This window comes from Mycolicibacterium frederiksbergense, assembly GCF_012223425.1.
Taxonomy (GTDB): domain Bacteria; phylum Actinomycetota; class Actinomycetes; order Mycobacteriales; family Mycobacteriaceae; genus Mycobacterium; species Mycobacterium frederiksbergense.
Genome location: NZ_CP038799.1, coordinates 2,265,848 through 2,288,799 on the forward strand (window position 1 = coordinate 2,265,848; position 22,952 = coordinate 2,288,799).

Genomic DNA, 22,952 nt, shown 5'->3' on the forward strand with positions numbered 1-22,952 from the left:
TACCCCAGAGGGGTATCGAGGATAATTTTGGGCTGGCAACGACGCCGAATGCATACTTATTTTCATGCCCTCAGCCTCAGATTCTCTTCCCACCACGGCCGATATCGACATCAAGCCGCGCAGCCGTGATGTCACCGACGGCCTGGAGAAAACCGCGGCCCGCGGCATGCTGCGCGCCGTCGGCATGGGTGACGACGACTGGGCCAAGCCGCAGATCGGCGTCGGCTCGTCGTGGAACGAGATCACCCCCTGCAACATGTCCCTGCAGCGGCTGGCGCAGGCCGTCAAGGCCGGCGTGCACACCGGCGGCGGTTACCCACTGGAGTTCGGCACGATTTCGGTGTCCGACGGAATCTCGATGGGCCACGAGGGTATGCACTTCTCACTGGTGTCCCGCGAGGTCATCGCCGACAGCGTCGAGACCGTCATGCAGGCCGAGCGCCTCGACGGCTCGGTGCTGCTGGCCGGTTGTGACAAGTCGATCCCCGGCATGCTGATGGCGGCGGCGCGTCTGAACCTGGCCAGCGTCTTCCTCTACAACGGCTCGATCATGCCGGGTCTGGCCAAGCTGACCGACGGCTCTGAGAAGGAAGTCACCATCATCGACGCCTTCGAGGCGGTCGGGGCCTGTTCGCGCGGACTGATGTCCCGCGAGGACGTCGACATCATCGAGCGCGCCATCTGTCCGGGCGAGGGCGCCTGCGGCGGTATGTACACCGCCAACACCATGGCATCGGCCGCCGAGGCGCTCGGTATGTCGTTGCCGGGCAGCGCATCTCCGGTCGCGATCGACAAGCGGCGCGACGAGTATGCACGCAAGTCCGGGGAAGCCGTTGTCGAGATGCTGCGTCGCGGGATCACCACCCGCGACATCCTCACCAAGGAAGCGTTCGAGAACGCCATCGCCGTGGTGATGGCGTTCGGCGGTTCCACCAACGCGGTGCTGCACCTGCTGGCCATCGCGTGGGAGGCGGGCGTCGAACTGACGCTGGCCGACTTCACCCGCGTCGGGCAGAAGGTCCCGCACCTCGCCGACGTGAAACCCTTCGGTGCCTACGTGATGAAGCACGTCGATGAGATCGGCGGGGTACCGGTCGTGATGCGTGCGCTGCTGGATGCGGGTCTGTTGCATGGCGATTGCCTGACCGTCACCGGAAAGACGATGGCCGAGAACCTGGCCCACATCGAACCGCCGGACCCCGACGGCAAGGTGTTGCGGGCGATGAACAACCCGATCCACCCCACCGGCGGAATCACCATCCTGCACGGCTCGCTGGCGCCCGAGGGCGCGGTGGTCAAGTCCGCAGGTTTCGACTCGGATGTGTTCGAGGGCACCGCAAGGGTTTTCGAGCGCGAGCGGGCGGCGCTGGATGCACTGGAGGACGGCACCATCACGCACGGCGATGTCGTCGTCATCCGCTATGAGGGCCCGAAGGGTGGTCCGGGGATGCGCGAGATGCTGGCCATCACCGGCGCGATCAAGGGCGCCGGACTCGGCAAGGATGTGCTGTTGATGACCGACGGTCGGTTCTCCGGGGGCACCACTGGCCTGTGCGTCGGCCACATCGCGCCCGAAGCCGTGGACGCCGGCCCGATCGCCTTCGTGCGCGACGGTGACCGGATCCGTCTCGATGTCGCCAACGGCACGCTGGATCTGCTCGTCGACGAGGCCGAGTTCGAGTCGCGCAAGGCCGGTTTCGAGCCGCTGCCCCCGGTGTACAAGACCGGTGTGCTCGCCAAGTACACCAAGCTGGTCGGATCGGCGGCCGTCGGCGCGGTGTGCAGCTGAGATTCGGGTGACCTGAACCGGGCCCGCCGCCGTTCCCGGACGGCGGCGGGTGCACTGTTCTACTGAGCCATCTTCTCGATCCGGCGCACGGCAAGCTCGAGCACCGGCAGATAGGTCGGTGCCCAGAACGGCGCGCTCATCCAGACCCGGCAGCCGGTGTCGGTCGGTTGCACGCCGTGCCGGGTGGCGGGCACCCCGGCCACATCCCACCCCCATGTCCGGCCCGGATCGAGCTCGGAGATCACGAAGGGCAGCGGGATGCCGACCGGCGTCCACACCCGGCCGGTCGCTCCCAGCAGGAACGCTGTGCCGTCGAGTTCGGCCCTGGCCACCGTCAATCCCCAGCGCGGCCAGGCCTCGAGGTCGGTGAGAATCCGCCACACCCGGTCTGCGGGCGCTTCGACGTTCCGGCTCGCCTTCCACATAGGGGACGCATACCCGTAGCGACGGTTCGCCGAACCGTACCTGCCTAATTGACCGATGTCGGTGGTGGTTCGTAGGGGGTGTACCACCACCATTGGGCGCGTTCGCCTTTTGGTCCGGGGCATGGTGGCACATCCAGTGGCGGTGCCGTGGGTGGGCGGGCCAGCGATCCGTCGGCGAGTGTCTCGCCGTCGCTGTCGGTGACTTTCAGGTTCTCGGCGGGCCCGGTCAGGGTGATGACGCCTTTGTGGTGCAGGCGGTGGTGGAACGGGCACAGCAGGACCAGGTTGGACAGTTCGGTGGGGCCGCCGTTCTCCCAATGCACCAGGTGATGGGCATGCAGGCCGCGGGTGGCGCCGCAGCCCGGCACCACACACGTCTGGTCGCGGTGCTCCAGGGCGCGGCGCAGCCGGCGGTTGATGGTGCGGGTGGCCCGACCCACCCCGATAGGGCGGCCACTGCGTTCGAACCACACCTCACACGTCGCATCGCAGAGTAGGTAGCGGCGGTCGTCGTCGGACAGCGCCGGGCCCAGATGCAGGGCCGCGACCCGTTTCTCGATATCGAGGTGCATGACCACGGTGGTGTGCTGGCCGTGCGGGCGCCGCTGCACGTCGGCGTCCCAGCCGGCCTCGATCAAACTGATGAACGCATCCACCCCGTCCGGGAACGGTGGCGCCTGCGCAGGAACCACGCTCTCGGCGTCGCCGTCGCGGGCCCAGCCGTCCTCGGGGTCGATGCTGTCGGCCTTGTCGTGGTCGCGTTTCCAATCCGCGACCAGCTTGTCGCGGTGGGACTGCAGGCCGGCCTCGAACTTCGCGGCCTCCACCTTCGGCAGGGTGATCCGCCACGTCGTGGAATCGTCGTTCTCGATCTTGGTGATCGTGCGCTTGGGTTCGGGCTTGGGTTCCGGTTCGGGCCGGGGTTCCTGCTTGACCGCGGTCCGTAACTGGACGACGGTGGCGACCTTCACCAACTCGGCATAGTGCTCGTCGCAGCCCTGGCCACCGCCTTCGGCGATCACCCCGATCTGATCCAAGGACACCCGGCCCTCCCGCAAGCCTTGGGTGCAGCGGGGAAGTTCATCAATGCGATGTGCAACGGCCACCATGGTCTCGGCCCGGCGCGGGCTAACCCCCGTCTTCCAGGCGACCAGCGCTTCGATGGAACGGCATCCGGTCGCACCCCACAACGAGTTCCCGTCGTCTGTGCCTCTGCCGTCGATCTCGGCGACGATCTCCACCAACCGGCCATCGATCGCATTGCGCTTCCCGGTCAACTCCGCCATCTCCTCGAACAACACCTCCAACCGCGACACCCGAGGTGCGTGTGCGGCGAAAGGTGTTGTCGGCGGCGGCATACCACGATTCTATTGGCGTGGTCCGACAAGTAGCCGATCAGTTCGGCGGTGGTTCGATCGGCGTGAGGCTGATCGGCACCCAGTGCGTGCCCGGGCCTTCACCCGGGCATCCTGTTCCGACGACGACCAGCGTGCGCTCACCGTGGAAACTGCCATCACCATTCGGGATCCAGTAATCCGAGCGGGTGGCGGGCACGCCACTGGTGGGGTCGGTGCGGTCACACAGATATGGCTGCTCACCGCTGGTTTCCCAGCGTGCGTTATTCCACCGATACTCGAACTCCAAGGGAGCGGCGAGATTACGGGCCTGATCATCGCTGTTATTCATCCGCGCGACGCAACCGTCGACGTCACATTGAGTGGCGAAGTCGGTCGGATAGGTGACCGGATTCATCGGGGTCGGCACGCCGTTGAACGTCTGCTTCGCAAAGTCGATGAGGACGTCGTAATAGCCGTAGATCGGCACCGGTTCGGCCCGGTCGGCGTGCGCCGATGGCGCACAGGGCAGCACCACGCAGGTGACAGTCATTCCGGCTGCAAGCGCCTTGTGCATACCAATGTTCTTACCCGCTGGGAGCACCACTTCGTTGCTGAACGAGCAGAGATTCAGATGACGATGGCGACCGCGAACCCGTCCCAGCCCTTGGCGCCGACGGTCTGGATGGCCGCCGCGTCCAAGCGCGGATGCTCCCCCATCATCGCCAGCGTGTCGCGCACCGCGATGGCCTGCGCATCCCCAGGTGCTGGGTCGAGCACCCGGCCACCGCGGGCGATGTTGTCGACCACGATGAGTGCACCTGGAGTGGCCAGCCCGATTGCGGCCTCCACATAGGCCGGGTTGTTCTCCTTGTCGGCATCGATGAAAAACAGGTCGAACGGACCGGTGAGGGTGGGCAGAGTGTCCAGCGCGGACCCGACGATCACCTCGACGCGGTCTGCTACACCGGCTCTGGCCAGGTTGGCCGCGGCCACCTCGGCATGCCGGGGCTCGTACTCCAGGGTGACCACCTGCCCCTGCGAACCCACCCCACGCGCCAGGCAGATCGTCGAATACCCTGCGAGCGTGCCAATTTCGAGCACCCGGCGAGCCTTGGTCAGCTTGGCGTACAGCGTCAGCAGGTGACCGTGCTGCGCGGATACCTCGATGGCGGGCATTCCGGCCGGCTCGGTCGAGAGCCGCGCCGCACGCAGTGCGTCGTCCTCGGTGTGCAGCAGCTCGTCGAACAACTCGTCCACCGCGGCAGGCTCGGTCATCCGGACACCCCTTCTTTCGAATAGATCACCCGTAGCACGTGCTGGACCTCGGGTCCCATCACCCAGCCTGCCAGTTCGGTCATCGTGCCGACGAACTCCCTGCCGTGCGGGGCACCCGGCCCGGCCAGATGGTGGGCGATCTCGTGCAGCACCACCATCTCCCGAAGCGCCCAGGTACTGTCCCGATCGGGTACCGCTATCGTGCCGGATTCATAGTGCGCCGCGGTCTGCCCGCGGCGGGCCCGCACCGCCAGCTGCCCCGCACCGGGCCAGCGTTCACGCACCGCGGGCATCGCCAGCACATCGTCGACGTAGCGGCGCACCGATTCGACGGAGGCAAACCGCGCTTCCGGCGGCAGCGTCAGCGCGGTCCCGAAGAAATCGATCGAACCGTTGCCGTGCTGTGCAGCGCGGTCGAACAGGGTGCGCACGAATTCCTCTGCGGCATAAACCTTCACACGCTGACTGTCACGCACTAGCCCTCCAGCGGTGCCCGCGCCCCGGAGATCTCCTGGCTCGGACCCAGCCGGGCGCGCCGGCCGGCCCGGTCCCCGGCGCGCCGTGCCGCCGACGAATATCCGGCCGATGAGCTGGCGGCCCGCCAGGTGCCCCGTGCCGCGGACGACTGGCGGTAGAACGATGTGAGTTCCAGATCCTTGTTGCGCAACGCAAGCGCGGTTCCCGGCGCCCGCGTGGTGTCCTCGGTGGCCGCGCGTCGGGCCTCGTCACGCGCCTCGGACAGCCGCTGCCCCACCCGTGCGCCGAAGGCCAGATGAAAGTTGAGCCGGGCGGTGATCGTCGGGGTCGGGCGATGCGCCCCGGTGGCGATATAGGTGTCGGATGCCCGCACCATCTGCACCAGCAGCCCGGCATACAGCGCGTGGCTGGCGTCGATGTCCTCGCCGAAGCCATAGGCGTACACATACGTCGAATTGGACGCCACATCGCATTTCACATCATTGGCCATCGCGATCACCACGAACAGTTGCACGTAGGTGCGCAGCCCGCGGGTGCCGGGTTCACCGATGGTGATGGTGCGCTGCACCGGCGCCTGCGCCGCGGTGCGTTGCGCCGAATGCGCGCGGGCCACTGCCAGGTCGATCGATGTCGCGGTGGCGAGCCGTTGGGCCGCGCTCATGAACGCCTCGGCCTCATGGGCGTTGTCGGTGCCCTCGGCCTGGCGCAGCAGGGCCGCGATCCGGGCCAGCATCTTGTCGTTGCTCATAGGTCCACGCTAGAAAGCCGATCCGACATATCCGGTCTCGTCTCGGGGGTTGTGCACAGATACGAATTCATCCACAGCCTCGGGTCTATCTGGTGACGAAGGTGTCCAGCGCCGTGATCAACTGCGGGGACAGCGGGCCCGGCTTCGCGTAGTTCGCGACGTTGTCGGAAGGGTCGTCACGGAGCACATGGTTGACACCCTTGAGGTCCACCACGGTCAACGCGGTGTGTTTGAGCGAGGCCGTCAACGGACGCACGGACTCACAGTTGGCCTGCCCATCGGAGTCCGAGCACGTCAACAGGACCGGGGTGCCGGTGGGTATCTTCGCCGCGAGCGCGAGCGGATCGATGGCGTCGGCCTCGACGACGGCTTTCACGTTGCCCGCGTTGAGAATCGCGCCGAGACCGTCGGGCAGTTGTGCCGGCGCGGTGCCGCGCGTCCGTGCCTCGTCGACCGCCCCGGCCCAGGCGTCGAGCACGGTCTCGCCCTGCTCCGGTGTCTTGGCCCCGGCTTCGACCGCCGCGTCCACGTCGACCTGCACCCGGTCGGTGATGATGTCGAGGTAACGGCCTGGCAGCGGTTGAAACAGCCCGAGCGAGTGGATCTTCGGAGCGTCCGGCTCCAGGTCGTCGGCCAGTGTCATCGCGTGGATGGTGCCCTCGCCGAGAGCGTAGACGGAGATCCGCGCGCCGTCGGTGCCCGGACGGCCGGCCAGGTACCGCACCGCGGCACGGGCGCCCGCCGAATAGGCGGCGCTGCCGACATCGGCCGGGCGTTGCGCGTACGGACCCAGACCGGTCTTGCCGGTGCCGACCTTGTCATAGCGCAGTGAGGCGATGCCCTTCTCGGACAGATACTCCGCGAGCTGGCGCATGTTGCCCACCGGTCCGGCCACCGCGTTGTCACCGTTGCGGTCGGTCTGGCCGCTCTCGGAGATCAGCAGCGCAGCAGGGCCGGTGTCGTCGCCGTGGTGCCGGTAGGTCCCGTGCAGCGTCAGACCGGAAGAATCGGTGAAGGACACCTCGTCCTCCACCCAGCCCTGCTGCGTGGCGGACTGTTCTCCGGAGGAACACCCGGCGACCAGCACGGTGGCGAACAGCAGGGTAAACAGTTGACGGGCAGCTCTTTTCACAGTCTGGTCTCGATCCACGAAGTGACATCGTCGAGCACCACGGCACGTTCGGGTTCGTTGAACACCTCGTGATACAGCTCCGGATAGACCTTGAGCGCGACGTCGGTGGACCCGACGCATTCCACCAGCCGCTCACTGCCTGCCACCGGAATCAGCTTGTCCTGTCCGCCGTGCACCACCAGCAGCGGCGCGGTCAGGGCGCCCGCCCGCTGCGGCATGGTCTCCCCGACCCCGATCAGCGCCTTGGCGACACCCGCCGGCAGCTTGCCGTGATGTACCAACGGGTCGGCCTCGTACGCCGCCACCACTTCGGGATCACGGGAGACGGCATCGGCGGGCAGATCCTCCACCGGGAGCCCGGGAGCCAGACCGCCCAGTACCTTGGCCACCACGGTCATCACCGGAGACACCCCGTCCTGCGCGTAGACGGCCGGGCCCGACAGCACCATCGCGGCGTAATCGTCGGGGTGCTCGACACCGTAGGAGAAGACGACCCCGCCGCCCATGCTGTGCCCGAGCACCACCCGCTTGAGTTCGGGGTGCGCGGCGGTGGCGAGCCCGACCAGGTGGTGGAAGTCCTCGGTGTACTCGGAAATGTTCTTGAGGTACACCCGCTTGCCGCCGGACCGCCCGTGCCCACGCAGGTCCAGCGCATAGGTGATCAGCCCGGCCTCACCGAACCGCTGGGCGACATGGTCATAGCGGCGAGCGTGTTCGGCATAGCCGTGGCAGATGATGACCACACCGTTCGGAGCCGGCTGCCCTGATCCCCCAGTCGCTTCGCTCCCGCCCGCCGAGGGCGTCCAGACGTCATAGAAGATCGGCACGCCGCCGACACCGTCGAAACTGCGCTCACTGCGGGTTGTCGCCACCCGACGAGCCTATCTGCAACCGGTGATGCATCCCGCTTGTCGGTGGGGGTCGGTAAGCTCGCCATCGTGAGCACCCTCACAGCGGTAAATGACAGATTCGACTCCAAAGATGCGTTCCTCGCCGACGCGCAGCGCTATCGGCGCGAACTGCTGGCGCACTGCTACCGGATGACCGGGTCGGTGCACGACGCCGAGGATCTGGTCCAGGAGACCTTCCTGCGCGCCTGGAAGTCCTACGACCGATTCGAAGGCAAATCCTCGGTACGCACCTGGCTGTACCGCATCGCCACGAATACGTCACTGACCGCGCTGGAGGGCAAGCAACGCCGTCCGCTGCCATCGGGTCTGGGCACCCAGAGTTCCGATCCGCACGCGGACATCCATGAGCGGCACGAGGTTCCGTGGCTGGAACCGCTGCCCGATGCCGATGATCCGGCCGATCCGCAGGCAGTGGTCGGCACCCGCGAATCGGTGCGACTGGCCTTCGTGGCGGCATTGCAACATCTCTCGCCGCGACAGCGCGCGGTGCTGGTGTTGCGCGATGTGCTGCAGTGGCGGGCCGCCGAGGTGGCCGACGCGGTCGGCTCGTCGACGGCCGCGGTCAACAGCCTGTTGCAGCGGGCCCGCGCCCAACTCGATGCCGTCGGCCCCAGCGAGGATCAGCCGCTGACCCCTCCGGACTCCCCCGAGGCGAAGGAACTGTTGACGCGCTACATCTCGGCCTTCGAGGCCTACGACATCGACAAGCTGGAAAAGCTGTTCACCGACGACGCCATCTGGGAGATGCCCCCGTTCGACAGCTGGTACGTGGGGCCCACGGCCATCGGAGCCCTGTCCCGCGACAAGTGCCCGGCCAAACGCCCGGGCGACATGCGACTGGTGTCGACCACCGCCAACGGCCAGACCGCCGCGGGAATGTACCTTCGCAACCCGGAGACCGGTGTGCACGAGGCGTTTCAGCTGCACGTCCTGGACGTCACCGGCGCCGGCATCACCCATGTGGTGGCGTTCCTGGACACCAGGCTGTTCGAGAAGTTCGGTCTACCGCCCGCCCTCTGACCGGTGAGCGGCCTCGAGTGCTGCCACATCGAACTTGCCGAACGTGGCCATCACCGCGTTCATCAGCCGCTCCTTGGCCTTCGCGTCCCCTCGCGCCATCAGGTCGTAGTAGGCCGTCGGGGTGATCTGCCACGACAACCCGTACTTGTCCTTCAGCCATCCGCAGGGCTGCTCCTGACCACCCTCGACCAGGGCGGCCCAGACCCGGTCGAGTTCCTTCTGGTCCTTCACCCGCACTTCCAGTGAGACGGCCTCGCTGAAGGTGAACTGCGGACCGCCGTTGATCCCGACGAACCGCTGCCCATCGAGTTCGAACTCGACGATCATCGGCACGTCCTGCGGGGCGGGTGCGCCCGGGTGCGCGGGCGTGGTGCCGATGATCCTGCCGTTGCCCCCGAAGGCGGCAATGTAGTGCTCGGCGGCCTCGAGGGCTTGCCGGTCGAACCACAGGTTGGGAACTATGCGGGCATTGATCTGGGCCATCGGTATGCGCCTTCTTTCGTTGTGGGTACTCCCCGGGTAGACCGGCACACTGCGGCGGATTCATCGCGGGGCCCATGCGAACGACGAGAGAAAGCCATCAAACCTGCAGTTCACAGCCGGTTAACATGCCGATCTGAAACGTGTTCTATTATCGGATTTCATGAAGACCAAAGGTGCACTGCTCTGGGAGCTCAATTCGCCGTTCAAGGTTGACGAAATCGATCTGGGCGACCCGTTGGCCGACGAGGTGCAGATCCAGATGCACGCCGCCGGCATGTGCCACTCCGACTACCACATCACCACCGGCGCGACCCCGATCGGACTGCCCGCCCTCGGCGGCCACGAGGGGGCCGGTGTGGTCACCAAGGTCGGCAAGAACGTCACCGGTATCGCCGAGGGTGATCACGTCATCCTGGCGTTCATCCCGGCCTGCGGTACCTGCCCGCCGTGCCTGAAGGGGTTCCGCTCGCTGTGTGACCGCGGCGCCGTGCTGCTCGGCGGCAAGGCCATCGCCGACGGCACCAGTCGCATCCATGCGGGATCGCATGAGGTGTCGCCGATGAACCTGCTCGGCACCTTCGCCCCGTACATGACGGTGCACAAGGACTCTGTGGTCAAGATCGACGATGACATCCCCTTCGAGACCGCGGCCATCATGGGCTGCGCGGTACCCACCGGCTTCGGATCGGCGACCAACGTCGCCGACGTCAAACCCGGCGAGACCGTCATCATCGTCGGCGTCGGCGGTATCGGCATGAGTGCGTTGCAGGGTGCGGTGATCTCCGGGGCCAAGCAGGTCATCGCGATCGACACGAACGAATGGAAGCGTGAGCAGGCCATCAAGTTCGGCGCCACGCACGTGTACCCGACGATGGCCGAGGCCATAGCGCCGGTCATCGACGTCACCCACGGGCTCATGGCCGACAAGGTCATCATCGCCGTCGGCACCATGAAGGGCGAGTACATCGAAGAGGCGATGATCCTCACCGCCAAGACCGGCACCTGCGTGGTGACCGGGATGGGTTCGATGATGGACGCCGACGTCAAGCTCAACCTGTTCCTGTTCACCATGTTGCAGAAGACATTGAAGGGCAACATCTTCGGTGGCGGCAGCTCCCATGTGGAGACGCCGCGACTGACCGCGCTCTACAAGTCCGGGCTGCTGAACATCGATGACATGATCACCCGCACCTACCGCCTGGAAGACATCAACCAGGGTTACCAGGACATGCTGGACGGCAACAACATCCGTGGCGTCGTCCGCTTCGACGAGGCCGACTGGTAACACCACGCACAACGGCAGAACCGCCCAACCCCGTTCGGAGTTGGGCGGTTCTGCATTTCGGACACTCAGGCGGCGTTCTGCCCGCCGGCGCTGTCACCGCCGCTCGGTTCGGACTCGGCATCCGAGCCGCCGCTGTCACCCTGATCGTTGTCGGGCTTCTTCGGCGCCTTCTCGGCGGCGGGCCCCTTGGCCGCCCTGAGTTCGGCGGCGGTCCTCGCCGCTTCCCGCACCCGCTTCGGCGTCTTCGGCAACCGCTTGACCTCCGGCTCGACCACCTCGACCGGTTCCTCGGCGACCGGTTCCACGGGCTGCTCGGCGGGCTCCTGCACCGGCGGCGCGGTATCCGCGGACACCGAACGGTTCGCCGCCGCCCCCTCGCCGGACGCGGCATCGTTGGCGCCGGCCGAATCTCCCGATTCGTCCGCGGTGATCTCGACATCCGCCAGGGCATCGTCGGCGACATCGGTCAATCCGGACAGCACATCACCGATATTGCCGTTGAGCAGATCACCCACCGACGAGAGCGCATTCGGGCCGGTGTTGTTGTCCGTGGTCATCGCGGTCCGGAATCCGCTGCCGAGCTGCCGGAGCACATTCGGCAGCACCTCACCCCAATTGACGTTCGGCAGCGTGCCGAACTGCACCCGGGTCGCCGCAGAGTCGAGCGTGCGCTCGTAGGCCCCGGTCTCGGGGTTCCAGAACGCGTCCGAGTAGCCCAGGTTCGTCAGACTCCGCAACGCCGGCGACAGGGCATTGGCCAATCCGTTCACCACGTTCGCCACCGGCGCCAGGCCCGCCAGCCGCATGACGTCACCGATCAGGTAGAGCGGTTCCAGCATCGGAAGACTGTTGGCCCGCACCGTCAGATAGATATTGGTGTCCGCGGCATTCTGGTCGGCCAGGCTGCCGACCAATTCCTCCAGCTCCGAGGTCAGCTGCCCGGCCGCACCGGTGACATCCACGCCGCGCAGCATGTAGGTCGGGAGGAGGCCGGCGACCACATTATTCAGCAGCGTGACCGGGTTGGCCCATGCCGCAAAGTCCGACATCAGCTGGTATTCGACGGTGGCGTCGATCTTCACCGGCACCAGATTCGCCCCGCCCAGCGCCAGACCGGTGTCACCGATCGGCGTGCCACCGCTGCTGGTGATCGCGACGTCCGGTGTCACGGCGTCGATTCCGAGCATCGCGAACAGGTCTGCGAACCTGGCCATGATTCCGCCGTTGGCGCGCCCGGCGTTGTTGAGCAGGATCGCCGGCAGGATGGTCAGGCTGCCCAGCAGCGGACTATCGCCGACGTAATCCACCCCGCCGGGCTGAGATGACAGCTGCGCCAGCACATCCCGGTAGGCGGCACCGGCCGAGAACGCGCCCAGTCCGCTGCCGATCACAATCGGAATGCGGACCGAGGCGATCTCCTGGTCGGGGATGGCATCGATGGCGCCGGTGACGGCCTCGTTGAGGGCATCGCCGATGCTGCCCGTGCCGGTTTCCACGAGCCCGTCCACCAACCCCGCGACGTTGCCCGACAGCTGCCCGTTCAGGTTGTCGGCGAGATCGCCGATGAGTGGGCTCAAAGCGCCGAAGAGCAGGTTCCCTGCCGGCACGTTCACCCCCAACACCCTGAAGTTCAAGCCGCTGAGAGCACCTTGGATGCTGCTCCTCAAGTCGGCTTCCAGTGTTTCGGTCGCATTGTCCACGATCTGATTGACGACGTTGTTGAGTGCCGGCGTCAGCACCGTGCCCAGATCCGCGGCCAACGAACCATCCGCCAGCGAATCCGCGAGCGCAGCAGCTAAATTCGTCTTCAGCGTCGAGGTCCCAAGATCCAGATAGCCGGTGCCGTTGACGGAATCGGCGATGGCGGACTGCGTGCCGGGCACCCAACCCAGGTCCACCCCGCCCAACAGGCGGGCCAGGGTGAACAACGGACCGGCCGAGGTGATGCTGAGCGCACCGCTGTCCGCCAGACTGGCCAGATTGAGGCCCACCAACTCCAGCAGGTTGCCCAGCTGGAAATTGCCCTCGGCATCCGCCAGCTCGGCGTTGTTGAAGAGGGTCGTTAGCAGATCCGGGAGCACTGCGGTGATCTCGGCGGTCAATTCGTCCGCGCTGGGCAGGATGTCGGTCAGATTGTCCATGATGCTGCCGGCGACGGTGCCGGCCACCCCGTTGGCCAGATTGGTGACGCCTGCCGAGCCGAGGACGTCAGTCAATCTGATCGTGACAGCGGGCAGAAAACTGACAGGCTTGACGGAGACGCTCACTGCCCGGAGTTGGGTATCCACCGCCGCGGCGATGGCCGCTCGCAACTCCGCCTCCAGCGCGGTCGCGTTCTCGCCGGTGGTCGCCGAGGTCAGGAAGTCGGTCAGCGCCGAACTGATCGCCGCGGTGACCGCGGTGTTCAGATCCGAACCAGCATCGTTGAGGCCGAGCGTGGCCAGCAACGACGCCACATTGATGGTGTTGCCGTTGGCATTCAGCAGATCGGTCAACATGCTCTGCGGAACTTGAGCCAGCAGCGTGTCGAGAGTGACTCTCGGCTGAGCACCGAAGGTATTGACCAGACCGGGCAGCACTGTGTTGATCACGGCTTGGAGTTGCTCATAGGGCGTGCTCGCCGCAGTCAGGCTGACGTTACGCTGCGCGGCGAGTTGCTGTTCCTGGGCGAGCAGCGCGGGCGGCGTCGGCACCGGCGCCGACACCGCGATGGTGGCGGCCATCGCCGTTGCCGTGGTGACACCCAGCAACGCTGAACGTAACGTCCGGCTACTACTTTTACGATGCTTCTTGCTCACATTGATCCCCGGTCTCACCGTGCGAAGAACTGACAGTAGCGGAGACTGTACGCTCGACTTGCGCGTCATAGACGCGTTTTACCGTGAACTATCAAGATCTTTCGGAAATTGGCGGCCATGCATTCACCGGCCACGAACCGCCAAGAAATTTGCACTGCTGGCAAATTTATTCGCAACGTAGTGCGCATTTCGGCAGTTTCGCCAGGGCGGCCGGTCGTAGGCACAACAAGCAGCCCCCTCGCCCGAGCGGGGCGAGGGGGCTCCGAGGTTGCGGAACTTACTTCGGGGGCATCCGGATGCCGCCGTCGACGCGGACCACCTCGGCGTTCATGTATGAGTTGGTGAGCAGTTCGATGACCATCGAGGCCAGCTCCTCGGGCTTGCCGAGACGATGCGGGAAGAGCACCGACTCGCCCAGCTTCGCCTTGAACGCCTCCGATGCCTCGCCTTCCCCGTAGATCGGGGTGTCGATCAGGCCGGGGGCGACGGTGTTGACGCGGATGCCCGATGCGGACAGATCACGCGCGACCGGAAGGGTGAGTCCCACGACGCCACCCTTGGAGGACGAGTAGGCGGCCTGACCGATCTGACCGTCGAAGGCCGCGACACTGGTCAGGTTCACGATCGCGCCACGCTCACCGGTGTCGGTGAACTCGTTGCGGCTCATCGCGGTGGCGGCCAGCCGGATGCAGTCGAAGGTGCCGACCAGGTTGATGGCGAGCACCTTCTTGTAGGCGTCCAGGTTGTGCGCCGAATCGAACTGGCCGTCCTTGCCGATGGTCCGCTGGGCCCAACCGATGCCGGCCGAGTTGACCAGGGCACGCAGCGGGCCGAGGTCGACCGCGGTGTTGACCGCGTCCAGGATCTGGTCGGTGTTGGTGACGTCGACGGTGACGAACACACCGCCGATCTCGTGCGCGAGTTCCTGCCCGCGTTCGGCGTTGAGGTCGGCCACGACGACCCTGGCGCCCTTGGCGGCCAGCTGGCGGGCCGAGGCCGCGCCGATGCCGGACGCGCCACCTGTGACGATTGCGCTAGCTCCATTGATATCCACGTCGACAGACTAAGGCCTGATGATGACGCCCGGCCCACCGGTCGGTTGAGCTTTCAGAAGTTCCTCACCACACGCACCACCGCCACCACAAAGGCGGCGATGAACGCCAGCGTCACGACCGCGCCGACCTCGAACCACGGGCTCTGCAACTCGCTGAGCAGAATGCCGGCCGTCGGCAGGAGGAGCCACCCGAGCAGGAAGATCCCCACGGCACCCCGGTTGCTGGGACGCGGCGGTATCTCGTCGTCGTCGGCGAAGTCGTCGTAGTCGTACTCGTCCGGGTACGGCTCTCCCATGCGTCGCAATGGTAGGCCGTCTGTCAGCGAGCCACCGGCCAGTCCCACACCGACAGGTCAGCACGCGGATAGTTCATGCAGACCGCGGCCGCCTTGGCCACCACGCCCTTGTTGTTGAAGAAGACCTTCGCCCAGTTTCCCCACCGGGTGGCCACCTGCTCGTAGTAGATGTTGGTGGCGGTGTCCTCGGAGTACTGGCGCCGCCCGGCGGCATCCAGTGAGTAGAACCAGTGGATGCGGTCTACCGCCATCTGCTGCACATCCAGCGGCCGGTTGCTCTTGTCCAGCATGTACCGCTCGAAGTAGATGGGGCTGGTGTCGCGGGCTGCCGCCAAGTACTGCTCGGCGTCGCACGACGTTTCGATCTGCTTGCTGGGGATCGGATATTCGTCGGTGGCATCGGCGAATGCCTGCGGCGACGCGAGCAGCGCCGCCGCGGCCGATGCCGTGACGATCAGCAGTAGCGCCCGCATCGTCCACCGAATGCTGTGCAGGGTCATGGTGCCTCCGAAGGATCGTCGGACATCGCGGTGAGTTTCCCGAGATGTTCGGGGCAGTACAGCCGCAGCCCACTGCCCAGGAACTGCCAGACCTGTTCGGTGCTCGCCGTCCGCGCGAGGTTGCCGGACAGGAAGACCGCCGATTCTGCGGCGTCGGCGTCCACCCCGGTGGTCAGGCGTTTGCAGGTGATCTTCGCCAGCCAGGCGTTGTAGTCGCGCTGGCCGTAGATCCCGAAACCGTGCAGTTCGGTGGCGAAGTCGGTATCCCGGTCCGCCGACGCCGTGGGCGCCAGACCGATCGGCAGCGCGATCAATGCCGTCACCAGACCGGCCATCATCCGACGCTTCACGCGTTCACCTCCTGGGTGACCTTGGGCCACGGCTGCGGTTTCGGCCGCGGACGCACATGCAGCGGCCACCAGAACCACCTGCCCATCAGCGCGGCGATCGACGGTGTCATCAGCGACCGCACCACCAAGGTGTCGAACAGCAGGCCCAGACCGATGGTCGATCCCACCTGCCCGATCACGATCATGTCGCTGACCAGCATGCCGATCATGGTGAACGCGAACACGAATCCTGCTGCGGTGACGACAGATCCGGTGCCGGCCATGGATCGCACGATGCCGGTGTTGATGCCGGCCCCAATCTCCTCCTTCATGCGCGACACCAGCAGCAGGTTGTAGTCAGCACCCACCGCGAGCAGCACGATGACCGTCATGGGCAGCACCATCCAGCCCAACGGGATACCGACGATGTGCTGCCACAGGAGCACCGACAGTCCGAAGGAGGTGCCCAGACTCAGCACCACCGTGCCGACGATGACGGCGGCCGCGGCGACGGCGCGGGTCAGGATCACCATGATCAGGAAGATCAGGATCAGTGAGGCGACGGCGGCGATCAGCAGGTCGTAGTCGGCGCCCTGCTGCATGTCCTTGTACATCGCCGCACTACCGCCCACGTAGACGGTGGAGCCCTCCAGCGGTGTGCCCTTGATGGCATCGGCGGCCGCGATCCGCAGTGGGTCGATGCGCTCGGTGCCGTCCTCGGTCAGTGGATCACCCTGATGGAACACCGTGAACCGCACCGCTTTTCCATCCGGCGACATCATGAGCTTCATACCGCGCTGGAAGTCGGCGGTCTCGAAGGCTTCCGGCGGCAGGTAGAACGTATCGTCATTGCGGGCGGTGTCGTATGCCTCGCCCATCGCGGTGGCGTCCTCCTGCATCGCGATGTTCTGATCCTGCTGCATCTTCTGCGCCTGATACTGGTTCAGCAACGTCTGCTTCTGGTTCTTCAGCGTCTGGATCTGCGCCGGCATCACGGCCGCCATCTGCGGCGTCAGCTCGGCCATCCGCTCGATATCGGGGACCAGTTCGGTGAAATCGTCCGACATCGTGCTGATGCCGTCGAGGCTGTCGAACACCGACCGCATCGACCAGCACAGCGGGATGTTGAAACAGTGTGGCTCCCAATAGAAGTAGTTCCGCAGCGGCCGAAACTGATCATCGAAATCGGCGAGATGATCGCGCACGTCGTTCAGATTGTCCGAGGTGTCGTTCATCTTGTCCGACATCCGACGGGTGACCTCGGCCAGTTCCAATGTGACGCGCTGCATCGTCTCCATCGAGTCGATGCTCGCCTGCAGGTCGTCGGCTTGTTTGAGGGTGTTCTCCAGCACGGTCTGCTGGAAATCGTTGTTCATGACCTGGCCGTTGCCGCTCTGGCTCACCGTGTACGCCAACGAGGCATGCTTGATCGGTTTACCGTCCGGGCGGGTGATGGTGGTGACCGAGGCGATCCCGTGCACCCGCACCAGCGCCTTGGCGATCTTCTCGATCACCAGGAAGTCGGCGGGATTGCGCATATCGTGATCGGCCTCGACCATCACCAGATCGGGATTCATCTTGGCGTCGGAGAAATGCCGATCCGATGCGGCGTAGCCCACGTTGGCCGGCACATCACTGGGCAGATAGATGCGGTCGTTGTAGATGGTGTGGTAGCCGGGCAAGGCCAGCAGACCCACCATGCACAGCACGATCGCCATGACCAGGATGGCTCCGGGCCAGCGCACGGTTGCGGCACCGAGCCGGCGCCAGCCGCGTGCACGTCCATTACCCTTGGGATCCAGCACCTTTCCGAATCGCGTCACGATCGAGATCAGCGCCGGCCCCAGCGTGAGCGCGGCTGCCACCACGATCGTCATACCGATCGCCAGCGGGAAACCCATGCTCTGGAAGTACGGCAACCGGGTGAAGTGCAGGCAGGCCGTGGCCCCGGCAATCGTCAAACCCGATGCGAGCACCACGTGCGCGGTGCCATGGAACATGTCGTAGTAGGCCGATTCCTTGTCCATGCCCGACCGTCTGGCTTCCTGATAACGCCCGATCAGGAAGATCGCATAGTCGGTGGCGGCGGCGATCGCCAAGGTCACCACCATGCTGGTCGCGAAGGTGGTGAGTCCGAACACATGGTGATAGCCGAGGAAGGACACGATGCCGCGGGCCGACAACAGCCCGACGAACACCATAGACATGGTGACGAGCATCGTGACGAATGACCGGTAGATGATCAACAGCATCACGATGATGACGATGATCGTCACGCCCTCAATGGTTTTCATGCTAGCATCACCGACGATGTTCTGGTCGGTGGTCAGCGCCGCGGGCCCGGTGACGTACGCCTTCACGCCCGGCGGGGCCTGGGTGCCTTCGACGGTGTCGCGCACCGCCTGTACCGACTCGTTGGCCAGCGCCTCACCCTGATCACCAGCGATGTAGACCTGCACGTAGGAGGCCTTGCCGTCGATGCTCTGTGCGCCGGCGGCGGTCAGCGTGTCGCCCCAGAAATCCTGCACATGCTGCACATGGATGGTGTCCGCGTTGAGCTTTCGGACTATCTCGTCGTAGAACGCGTGCGCGTCCGGACCCAGCGGCTGCTCGCCCTCCAGCACGATCATCACCGAGCTGGAGGTGTCGTACTCCTCGAACTTCTGCCCGACGTGCTTGGTGGCGATCAGCGCGGGTGCGTCGTTGGGACTCATCGAGACGGCGCGCAGCTTGCCGACCTCTTCGAGTTGCGGGACGACCGTGTTGAGCAGCGCCACGATGACGACCCAGGCCAGCACGATCGGCACGGCGAAGGCTCTGATGAAGCGGGGCAACTTCGGACGGGCCGCGTGCCGCGCCGGCGGCATGGCGTCGGTCGGCGAATCGTCCACAAAGGTCGTCATGCGGCCTTCACCAGGCAGTAGGTGGCGGCATTCATACCGTCAGCCGTCCTTTCGTCTTTGACCTCGTCATCGACGGTGACGCGGCAGGTGATGGAGGAACCGTCGCCCTGGGCCATGATGTTCGGCATGACGGACGGCAGCGTGGTCTCCAGGGTCAGCGTCCAGGGCAGGCTGACCTCGCCCGTGCGCTGTGGTTTTCCGTCCAGGTCGGCGTAGTTGATGCTGGCGTAGGAGCCCGTCCCGAAGATCTCGTAGGTGACGATCTTGGGATTGAAGTTCTCGGCGGTGTCGGCGTCGATCGGAGTGACGATGGCACCGTCCGATCCGAACACCGAGCGCAGATTCGAGACGGCCACCATGCCGATCGCGATCGCAAACACCACCAGCACGGGCAACCAGACCCGTTTGATGACGGTCATCGCGCACAAATTCCATTGTTGGACAACGGTTTCGCTGCCGTCAGAGCGCGCACGAGAACTGCAGGCATGGTGCTGCCTTTCGGTGAGGGACGCCGCGAGCCACCGGCGGCATGCGATCTGATCTTGGAATCTAAACCCACAAGTGGATAGAGTCAATCCGGTTATGGCGTTTAGGTAAGGGACATCACTAAAGTGGACTTTGTGATTGACAAACCATGTCGCGGCCTGCGCAAGGATGCCGAGCGCAACCGGCAGCGCGTGCTCACCGCAGCGCGCGAGCTGTTCGCCATCAAGGGCATGGAGGCCACCCTCAACGATGTCGCTCATCACGCCGGCGTGGGCGTCGGGACCGTGTATCGGCGCTTCGCGACCAAGGAGGAACTCGTCGAGGCGATCTTCGAGGAAGGCATCGCCGAGGTCGTGTGCCTGGCCGAAACCGCGTTACAGCAGCCGAATTCGTGGGACGGACTGGTGTGGTTCATCGAGCGCCAGTGCGAACTCGCCGCCGCCGATCGGGGGCTGCGCGAGATGATCTACAGCAAGGCCTACGGCGGGGATCGTGTCGATTGTGCCCGCGAGGAACTGGTGCCACTGATCACCACACTGGTCGAGAGGGCACGCCACGACGGCCACCTGCGCGCCGATATCGAGCACACCGACACCCCGATCATCGGCCTGCTGGCGGGCACCGTCAGTGAGTGGGCCGGCCACGTCGACCCCGAACTGTGGCGCCGCTACGTCGCACTCCTGCTGGAGGGCATGCGATATCACCCGGATCAGAAGCCGCTCGGCACCGCTGCGCTCGACGGGGATCAGATGCATGCCGCGATGCACGGCTGGGACCCCGCCGGCTGACCCGTCAAGGCGGACCGAGACGGTCCAGTACCCCGGTCAACCATTGATCGACCGCGCGCAGTTGAGCGGGCGTCATCCCCTCGAAGACCAGCGCACGCACCAGTTCGGCGTGCGCCGGCGCGGCGGTGCTGAGCGCGGTGCGACCCTGCGCCGTCAGCTCGACGATCGCCGCGCGCCGGTCGTCATCGGGGTGGTGGCGGTCCACCAGGCCGCGGTCCCGCATCCGTCGCAGTTGGTGTGACACGCGGCTCTGCTCCCAGCCCAGTTGCTCCCCCAGATCGGTCATCCGGCATCCCGGCGACTCGTCGAGCGCGACCAGCACGTCATAGTCGGCCAACGACAATCCGCATTCCTGCTGCAACTGACGGTTCATCGCGGCCTGCAGCCGTCCGGTCATCGCCAGGTATTTCCGCCACAGCGCCTGCTCACTCGCATCCAGCCACATGGAATACATGACACATCATTTAAGTTGTGCTGTCCATCGCCCCGCGCCTAGGCTGGGCACTGATCTCAGAGGAGCATCGATGACCCGAACCGCATCCGTGGACATCCGGCCCGCGGCGGATCGCGCGGCGACCAGGATTTCCTGGCTCGATTCGAAGCACTCGTTCTCGTTCGGCGGACACTATGAGCCGGACAACACCCACCACGGCCTGCTGCTGGTCAACAACGACGACCGAGTGGCGCCGGGTACCGGTTTCGATACTCACCCGCACCGCGATATGGAGATCGTGACCTGGGTGATGCAGGGCTCACTGGTCCATCAGGACTCCACCGGCAACAACGGTGTGATCTATCCGGGCCTGGCTCAACGCATGTCGGCCGGGCGCGGCATCCTGCACTCGGAGAAGAACGATTCCTGGACCCTCACTGGACGTGAGACCCACAGCGAGCCAGTGCATTTCGTGCAGATGTGGGTCGTCCCGGACGAGTCCGGCCGTGACCCCGGTTACCAGCAGCTCGAGATCGACGACGAATTGCTGAGCGGCGGTCTGGTCACGATCGCCTCCGGGATGCCCGAGCACCGCGACCAGTCGGCGATCACCATCGGCAACAAGTATGCCGCCCTGCATGGTGCGCGGCTGCAGGCCGGCGAATCGGTGCAACTGCCCCAGGCGCCGTACCTGCATCTGTTCGTACCGCGCGGGGCGGTGAGCCTGGAAGGCGCCGGCGAACTGCTTGAGGGCGATGCGGCGCGCCTGACCGCCACCGGCGGACAGCGGGTCACCGCCACCGAGCCATCCGAGATCCTGCTCTGGGAGATGCATGCCGGTCTGGGCCGATAGCCGAAAGATCGTCGGCGGCCTGGCCGGCGCAGCGATGCTGGTCGCCTGCTCGACCGGCACACCGGCCGGGCCGCCCTCCGCCGGCAGCCCGAGCAGCGCACCGCCGGGCACTTCAAGCGCACCGACCGCAGCAGGACTGACCGAAGTGACGGTCGCCGTGCCCGACGGTATGGGCGAGGCCCCGTTCGACGAGCCCCGCCGAGCGCTGGTCCCGGCGGGCTGGTCGTTGGAGGTATGGGCCAGGACATCCAAGCCGCGGCTGGCCGTGTGGGCACCCGACGGAGCGATGCTGGTCTCGGTTCCCAGTGCAGGACAGGTTCTTTCGATGCGAGCGGGGCGGTCCGAGGTCCTCCTGGACGGTCTCAACCAGCCGCATGGGCTCACCTTCACCGGCGATTCCCTCTACATCGCCGAGAGCGACCGCGTCGACGTGTACGCCTACCGCGACGGCGCCGCCACCGACCGCCGCACCGTGGCCGACGGCCTGCCCGATGCCCGCAGCCCCGAGTTACGGGGCGCCTACTCGCACGCCCTGAAGAGTGTCGCCGTCGGCCCCGACGGCGACGTGTACTTCTCCATCGGGTCCACCGGCAACATTTCCGAGGAAGACCGCACGGCGACCCCGCCGCGCGCGACCATCATGCGTGTGCCCGCCGGCGGCGGTCAGATGGAGCCATTCGCGACCGGGGTCCGCAACGGCACCGGCCTGGCCATCGCACCCGACGGTGCGGTGTGGACGGCGGTGAACAATCGCGACAATGTGGCGGACCCGAGCACGGGTGCGGTCGATCCCGCCTACGTCGACGACCACCCGCCCGAATCGGTCGCCCGGCTGACGCCCGGCCGCGAGCTCGGCTGGCCCTACTGCAATCCCGACGGCGGCCCGGCCGATCTCGAACTGATCCGCGACGTCCAGACCAATCCCGATGGCCAGGCGATGGACTGCGCCGCGCTGCCCGTCGTGGAACAGAGCCTCGGGGCCCATTCGGCGCCACTGGGGATGAGCTTCACCGACGGCCGCCTTCCGGCGCCGTACACCAGTGGCGCTCTGATAGGCGTGCACGGATCCTGGAACCGCCAGAACCCGCAGGAGCCCGAGGTGTCGTTCTTCTCGTGGCGGGACGGCGTCCTCGGCGATCAGCAGACCCTGGTCGGCGGTTTCCAGGCACCCGACGGAAGTCGATGGGGCAGACCGGTTGCCGCCGTGACCGGCCCCGACGGCGCGGTGTACGTCACCGACGATTACGCCGACGCGGTGTACCGGCTTGCGCCGCCGGGCTGAGGCTAGCGGACCGTGGTGTCCTTGCGACCCGTGACGCCGACGTAAATGGCGATCAGCACGATGGCAACCACGATCCCGACCAGGAACGGGATGATGGCCCAGCCACCATTGGCGTTTCCGTACCCGAGTTGGTATGTCAGCCAACTGCCGGCCACCGAGCCGAGGACACCCAACAGAATGGTCATGATGACGCCGATGCTCTGTTTGCCCGGCATGATCAATCGCGCCAACGCGCCGACGATCAGGCCGACGAACAGGGCGCTGATGATGGTTCCGATCATTGCTGCTCCCTACATAGCCGAGTGGTTTCGTCCGGTTACCCAGTTCCGCTGAGCTTCAAGCGATAAC

At 65.9% G+C, this 22,952-nt stretch carries 24 protein-coding genes; 6 read left to right on the forward strand and 18 right to left on the reverse strand.

Annotation, left to right across the window (positions count from 1 at the left end):
• Window positions 1-64 precede the first annotated feature (64 nt).
• A complete protein-coding gene (gene ilvD, locus EXE63_RS13835; RefSeq protein WP_168142398.1) occupies window positions 65-1,789 on the forward strand; it encodes a dihydroxy-acid dehydratase in 1,725 nt (574 codons plus the stop codon).
• 59 nt (window positions 1,790-1,848) lie between these two features.
• Here ilvD and EXE63_RS13840 read toward each other — a convergent pair whose 3' ends face one another.
• The 8 genes from EXE63_RS13840 to EXE63_RS13875 form a co-directional block, all read right to left on the reverse strand.
• On the reverse strand, window positions 1,849-2,214 hold the full coding sequence (locus EXE63_RS13840; protein WP_168142399.1) for an SRPBCC family protein: 366 nt from the start codon (window positions 2,212-2,214) through the stop codon (window positions 1,849-1,851).
• Between the two features lie 44 nt (window positions 2,215-2,258).
• A complete protein-coding gene (locus EXE63_RS13845) occupies window positions 2,259-3,572 on the reverse strand; it encodes an HNH endonuclease signature motif containing protein (RefSeq protein WP_168142400.1) in 1,314 nt (437 codons plus the stop codon).
• 37 nt (window positions 3,573-3,609) lie between these two features.
• Entirely contained in the window at window positions 3,610-4,125 is a 516-nt protein-coding gene (locus EXE63_RS13850; protein ID WP_168142401.1) for an MBOE_33420 family protein, read from the reverse strand.
• Window positions 4,126-4,178: 53 nt separating this feature from the next.
• Window positions 4,179-4,826, reverse strand: coding sequence for an O-methyltransferase (locus tag EXE63_RS13855; RefSeq protein ID WP_168142402.1), 648 nt, complete (start codon window positions 4,824-4,826; stop codon window positions 4,179-4,181).
• Window positions 4,823-5,302 carry a TIGR04338 family metallohydrolase gene (locus EXE63_RS13860; protein WP_168142403.1) on the reverse strand — a complete coding sequence of 160 codons (480 nt, stop codon included), beginning with the start codon at window positions 5,300-5,302 and terminating at the stop codon, window positions 4,823-4,825. The genes EXE63_RS13855 and EXE63_RS13860 overlap by 4 nt, the downstream gene beginning before the upstream one ends.
• Window positions 5,302-6,051: a DUF2786 domain-containing protein gene (locus EXE63_RS13865; RefSeq protein WP_168142404.1), complete on the reverse strand. Its 750-nt coding sequence runs from the start codon at window positions 6,049-6,051 to the stop codon at window positions 5,302-5,304. The genes EXE63_RS13860 and EXE63_RS13865 overlap by 1 nt, the downstream gene beginning before the upstream one ends.
• 85 nt (window positions 6,052-6,136) lie before the next feature.
• Entirely contained in the window at window positions 6,137-7,183 is a 1,047-nt protein-coding gene (locus tag EXE63_RS13870) for an alpha/beta hydrolase family protein (RefSeq protein ID WP_168142405.1), read from the reverse strand.
• Window positions 7,180-8,055: an alpha/beta hydrolase gene (locus EXE63_RS13875; RefSeq protein WP_168142406.1), complete on the reverse strand. Its 876-nt coding sequence runs from the start codon at window positions 8,053-8,055 to the stop codon at window positions 7,180-7,182. Before EXE63_RS13875 ends, EXE63_RS13870 begins: the two co-directional genes overlap by 4 nt.
• Window positions 8,056-8,091: 36 nt before the next feature.
• Between EXE63_RS13875 and EXE63_RS13880 the strand changes: the two genes are divergently transcribed.
• On the forward strand, window positions 8,092-9,114 hold the full coding sequence (locus tag EXE63_RS13880) for a sigma-70 family RNA polymerase sigma factor (RefSeq protein WP_168142407.1): 1,023 nt from the start codon (window positions 8,092-8,094) through the stop codon (window positions 9,112-9,114).
• On the opposite strand, the gene EXE63_RS13885 is transcribed toward EXE63_RS13880, so the two are convergent.
• Window positions 9,097-9,597, reverse strand: a complete 501-nt coding sequence (locus EXE63_RS13885; protein ID WP_210000508.1) for a VOC family protein — start codon at window positions 9,595-9,597, stop codon at window positions 9,097-9,099. The two genes, EXE63_RS13880 and EXE63_RS13885, sit on opposite strands and share 18 nt — an antisense overlap.
• Before the next feature lie 160 nt (window positions 9,598-9,757).
• Here EXE63_RS13885 and EXE63_RS13890 point away from each other — a divergent pair, with 160 nt between their 5' ends.
• On the forward strand, window positions 9,758-10,882 hold the full coding sequence (locus EXE63_RS13890; RefSeq protein WP_168142408.1) for an NDMA-dependent alcohol dehydrogenase: 1,125 nt from the start codon (window positions 9,758-9,760) through the stop codon (window positions 10,880-10,882).
• Window positions 10,883-10,947: 65 nt separating this feature from the next.
• On the opposite strand, the gene EXE63_RS13895 is transcribed toward EXE63_RS13890, so the two are convergent.
• The 7 genes from EXE63_RS13895 to EXE63_RS13925 form a co-directional block, all read right to left on the reverse strand.
• Complete coding sequence (locus EXE63_RS13895; RefSeq protein ID WP_168142409.1) at window positions 10,948-13,680, reverse strand: alpha/beta hydrolase family protein; 2,733 nt, start codon at window positions 13,678-13,680, stop codon at window positions 10,948-10,950.
• A 277-nt stretch (window positions 13,681-13,957) separates the two neighbouring features.
• Window positions 13,958-14,734, reverse strand: a complete 777-nt coding sequence (locus EXE63_RS13900; protein WP_168142410.1) for an SDR family NAD(P)-dependent oxidoreductase — start codon at window positions 14,732-14,734, stop codon at window positions 13,958-13,960.
• Between the two features lie 53 nt (window positions 14,735-14,787).
• Window positions 14,788-15,030 carry a hypothetical protein gene (locus EXE63_RS13905; protein WP_168142411.1) on the reverse strand — a complete coding sequence of 81 codons (243 nt, stop codon included), beginning with the start codon at window positions 15,028-15,030 and terminating at the stop codon, window positions 14,788-14,790.
• 23 nt (window positions 15,031-15,053) lie between these two features.
• A complete protein-coding gene (locus EXE63_RS13910; protein WP_210000511.1) occupies window positions 15,054-15,530 on the reverse strand; it encodes a DUF5078 domain-containing protein in 477 nt (158 codons plus the stop codon).
• Complete coding sequence (locus EXE63_RS13915) at window positions 15,527-15,868, reverse strand: DUF732 domain-containing protein (RefSeq protein WP_168145577.1); 342 nt, start codon at window positions 15,866-15,868, stop codon at window positions 15,527-15,529. The genes EXE63_RS13910 and EXE63_RS13915 overlap by 4 nt, the downstream gene beginning before the upstream one ends.
• A gap of 8 nt (window positions 15,869-15,876) precedes the next feature.
• The gene (locus EXE63_RS13920; protein ID WP_168142412.1) at window positions 15,877-18,762 is read right to left on the reverse strand and encodes an MMPL/RND family transporter; all 2,886 of its coding nucleotides are present in this window, start codon (window positions 18,760-18,762) and stop codon (window positions 15,877-15,879) included.
• Window positions 18,759-19,181, reverse strand: coding sequence for an MmpS family transport accessory protein (locus EXE63_RS13925; RefSeq protein ID WP_168142413.1), 423 nt, complete (start codon window positions 19,179-19,181; stop codon window positions 18,759-18,761). The genes EXE63_RS13920 and EXE63_RS13925 overlap by 4 nt, the downstream gene beginning before the upstream one ends.
• 201 nt (window positions 19,182-19,382) lie before the next feature.
• On the opposite strand from EXE63_RS13925, the gene EXE63_RS13930 reads away from it, so the two are divergent.
• A complete protein-coding gene (locus tag EXE63_RS13930; RefSeq protein WP_168142414.1) occupies window positions 19,383-20,036 on the forward strand; it encodes a TetR/AcrR family transcriptional regulator in 654 nt (217 codons plus the stop codon).
• A 4-nt stretch (window positions 20,037-20,040) separates the two neighbouring features.
• On the opposite strand, the gene EXE63_RS13935 is transcribed toward EXE63_RS13930, so the two are convergent.
• Window positions 20,041-20,490, reverse strand: a complete 450-nt coding sequence (locus EXE63_RS13935) for a MarR family winged helix-turn-helix transcriptional regulator (RefSeq protein ID WP_168142415.1) — start codon at window positions 20,488-20,490, stop codon at window positions 20,041-20,043.
• A gap of 70 nt (window positions 20,491-20,560) precedes the next feature.
• On the opposite strand from EXE63_RS13935, the gene EXE63_RS13940 reads away from it, so the two are divergent.
• Window positions 20,561-21,322: a pirin family protein gene (locus EXE63_RS13940; protein WP_168142416.1), complete on the forward strand. Its 762-nt coding sequence runs from the start codon at window positions 20,561-20,563 to the stop codon at window positions 21,320-21,322.
• Window positions 21,303-22,604 (forward strand): PQQ-dependent sugar dehydrogenase, encoded by a 1,302-nt coding sequence (locus tag EXE63_RS13945; protein WP_168142417.1) that lies wholly within the window; start codon window positions 21,303-21,305, stop codon window positions 22,602-22,604. The genes EXE63_RS13940 and EXE63_RS13945 overlap by 20 nt, the downstream gene beginning before the upstream one ends.
• 2 nt (window positions 22,605-22,606) lie before the next feature.
• Here EXE63_RS13945 and EXE63_RS13950 read toward each other — a convergent pair whose 3' ends face one another.
• Window positions 22,607-22,885 carry a GlsB/YeaQ/YmgE family stress response membrane protein gene (locus EXE63_RS13950; RefSeq protein ID WP_168142418.1) on the reverse strand — a complete coding sequence of 93 codons (279 nt, stop codon included), beginning with the start codon at window positions 22,883-22,885 and terminating at the stop codon, window positions 22,607-22,609.
• Between the last annotated feature and the right edge of the window lie 67 nt (window positions 22,886-22,952).

What these genes read in the sequence shown, in the direction of transcription:
- EXE63_RS13920 (WP_168142412.1), bottom strand. Translation starts at nt 18,762, where the DNA reads ATGACGACCTTTGTGGACGATTCGCCGACCGACGCCATGCCGCCGGCG.
- EXE63_RS13940 (WP_168142416.1), top strand. Translation starts at nt 20,561, where the DNA reads ATGACCCGAACCGCATCCGTGGACATCCGGCCCGCGGCGGATCGCGCG.
- EXE63_RS13885 (WP_210000508.1), bottom strand. Translation starts at nt 9,597, where the DNA reads ATGGCCCAGATCAATGCCCGCATAGTTCCCAACCTGTGGTTCGACCGG.
- EXE63_RS13935 (WP_168142415.1), bottom strand. Translation starts at nt 20,490, where the DNA reads ATGTATTCCATGTGGCTGGATGCGAGTGAGCAGGCGCTGTGGCGGAAA.
- EXE63_RS13945 (WP_168142417.1), top strand. Translation starts at nt 21,303, where the DNA reads ATGCCGGTCTGGGCCGATAGCCGAAAGATCGTCGGCGGCCTGGCCGGC.
- EXE63_RS13845 (WP_168142400.1), bottom strand. Translation starts at nt 3,572, where the DNA reads ATGCCGCCGCCGACAACACCTTTCGCCGCACACGCACCTCGGGTGTCG.
- EXE63_RS13910 (WP_210000511.1), bottom strand. Translation starts at nt 15,530, where the DNA reads ATGACCCTGCACAGCATTCGGTGGACGATGCGGGCGCTACTGCTGATC.
- EXE63_RS13915 (WP_168145577.1), bottom strand. Translation starts at nt 15,868, where the DNA reads ATGATGGCCGGTCTGGTGACGGCATTGATCGCGCTGCCGATCGGTCTG.
- EXE63_RS13925 (WP_168142413.1), bottom strand. Translation starts at nt 19,181, where the DNA reads ATGACCGTCATCAAACGGGTCTGGTTGCCCGTGCTGGTGGTGTTTGCG.
- EXE63_RS13840 (WP_168142399.1), bottom strand. Translation starts at nt 2,214, where the DNA reads ATGTGGAAGGCGAGCCGGAACGTCGAAGCGCCCGCAGACCGGGTGTGG.
- EXE63_RS13865 (WP_168142404.1), bottom strand. Translation starts at nt 6,051, where the DNA reads ATGAGCAACGACAAGATGCTGGCCCGGATCGCGGCCCTGCTGCGCCAG.
- ilvD (WP_168142398.1), top strand. Translation starts at nt 65, where the DNA reads ATGCCCTCAGCCTCAGATTCTCTTCCCACCACGGCCGATATCGACATC.
- EXE63_RS13905 (WP_168142411.1), bottom strand. Translation starts at nt 15,030, where the DNA reads ATGGGAGAGCCGTACCCGGACGAGTACGACTACGACGACTTCGCCGAC.
- EXE63_RS13850 (WP_168142401.1), bottom strand. Translation starts at nt 4,125, where the DNA reads ATGCACAAGGCGCTTGCAGCCGGAATGACTGTCACCTGCGTGGTGCTG.
- EXE63_RS13890 (WP_168142408.1), top strand. Translation starts at nt 9,758, where the DNA reads ATGAAGACCAAAGGTGCACTGCTCTGGGAGCTCAATTCGCCGTTCAAG.
- EXE63_RS13950 (WP_168142418.1), bottom strand. Translation starts at nt 22,885, where the DNA reads ATGATCGGAACCATCATCAGCGCCCTGTTCGTCGGCCTGATCGTCGGC.
- EXE63_RS13855 (WP_168142402.1), bottom strand. Translation starts at nt 4,826, where the DNA reads ATGACCGAGCCTGCCGCGGTGGACGAGTTGTTCGACGAGCTGCTGCAC.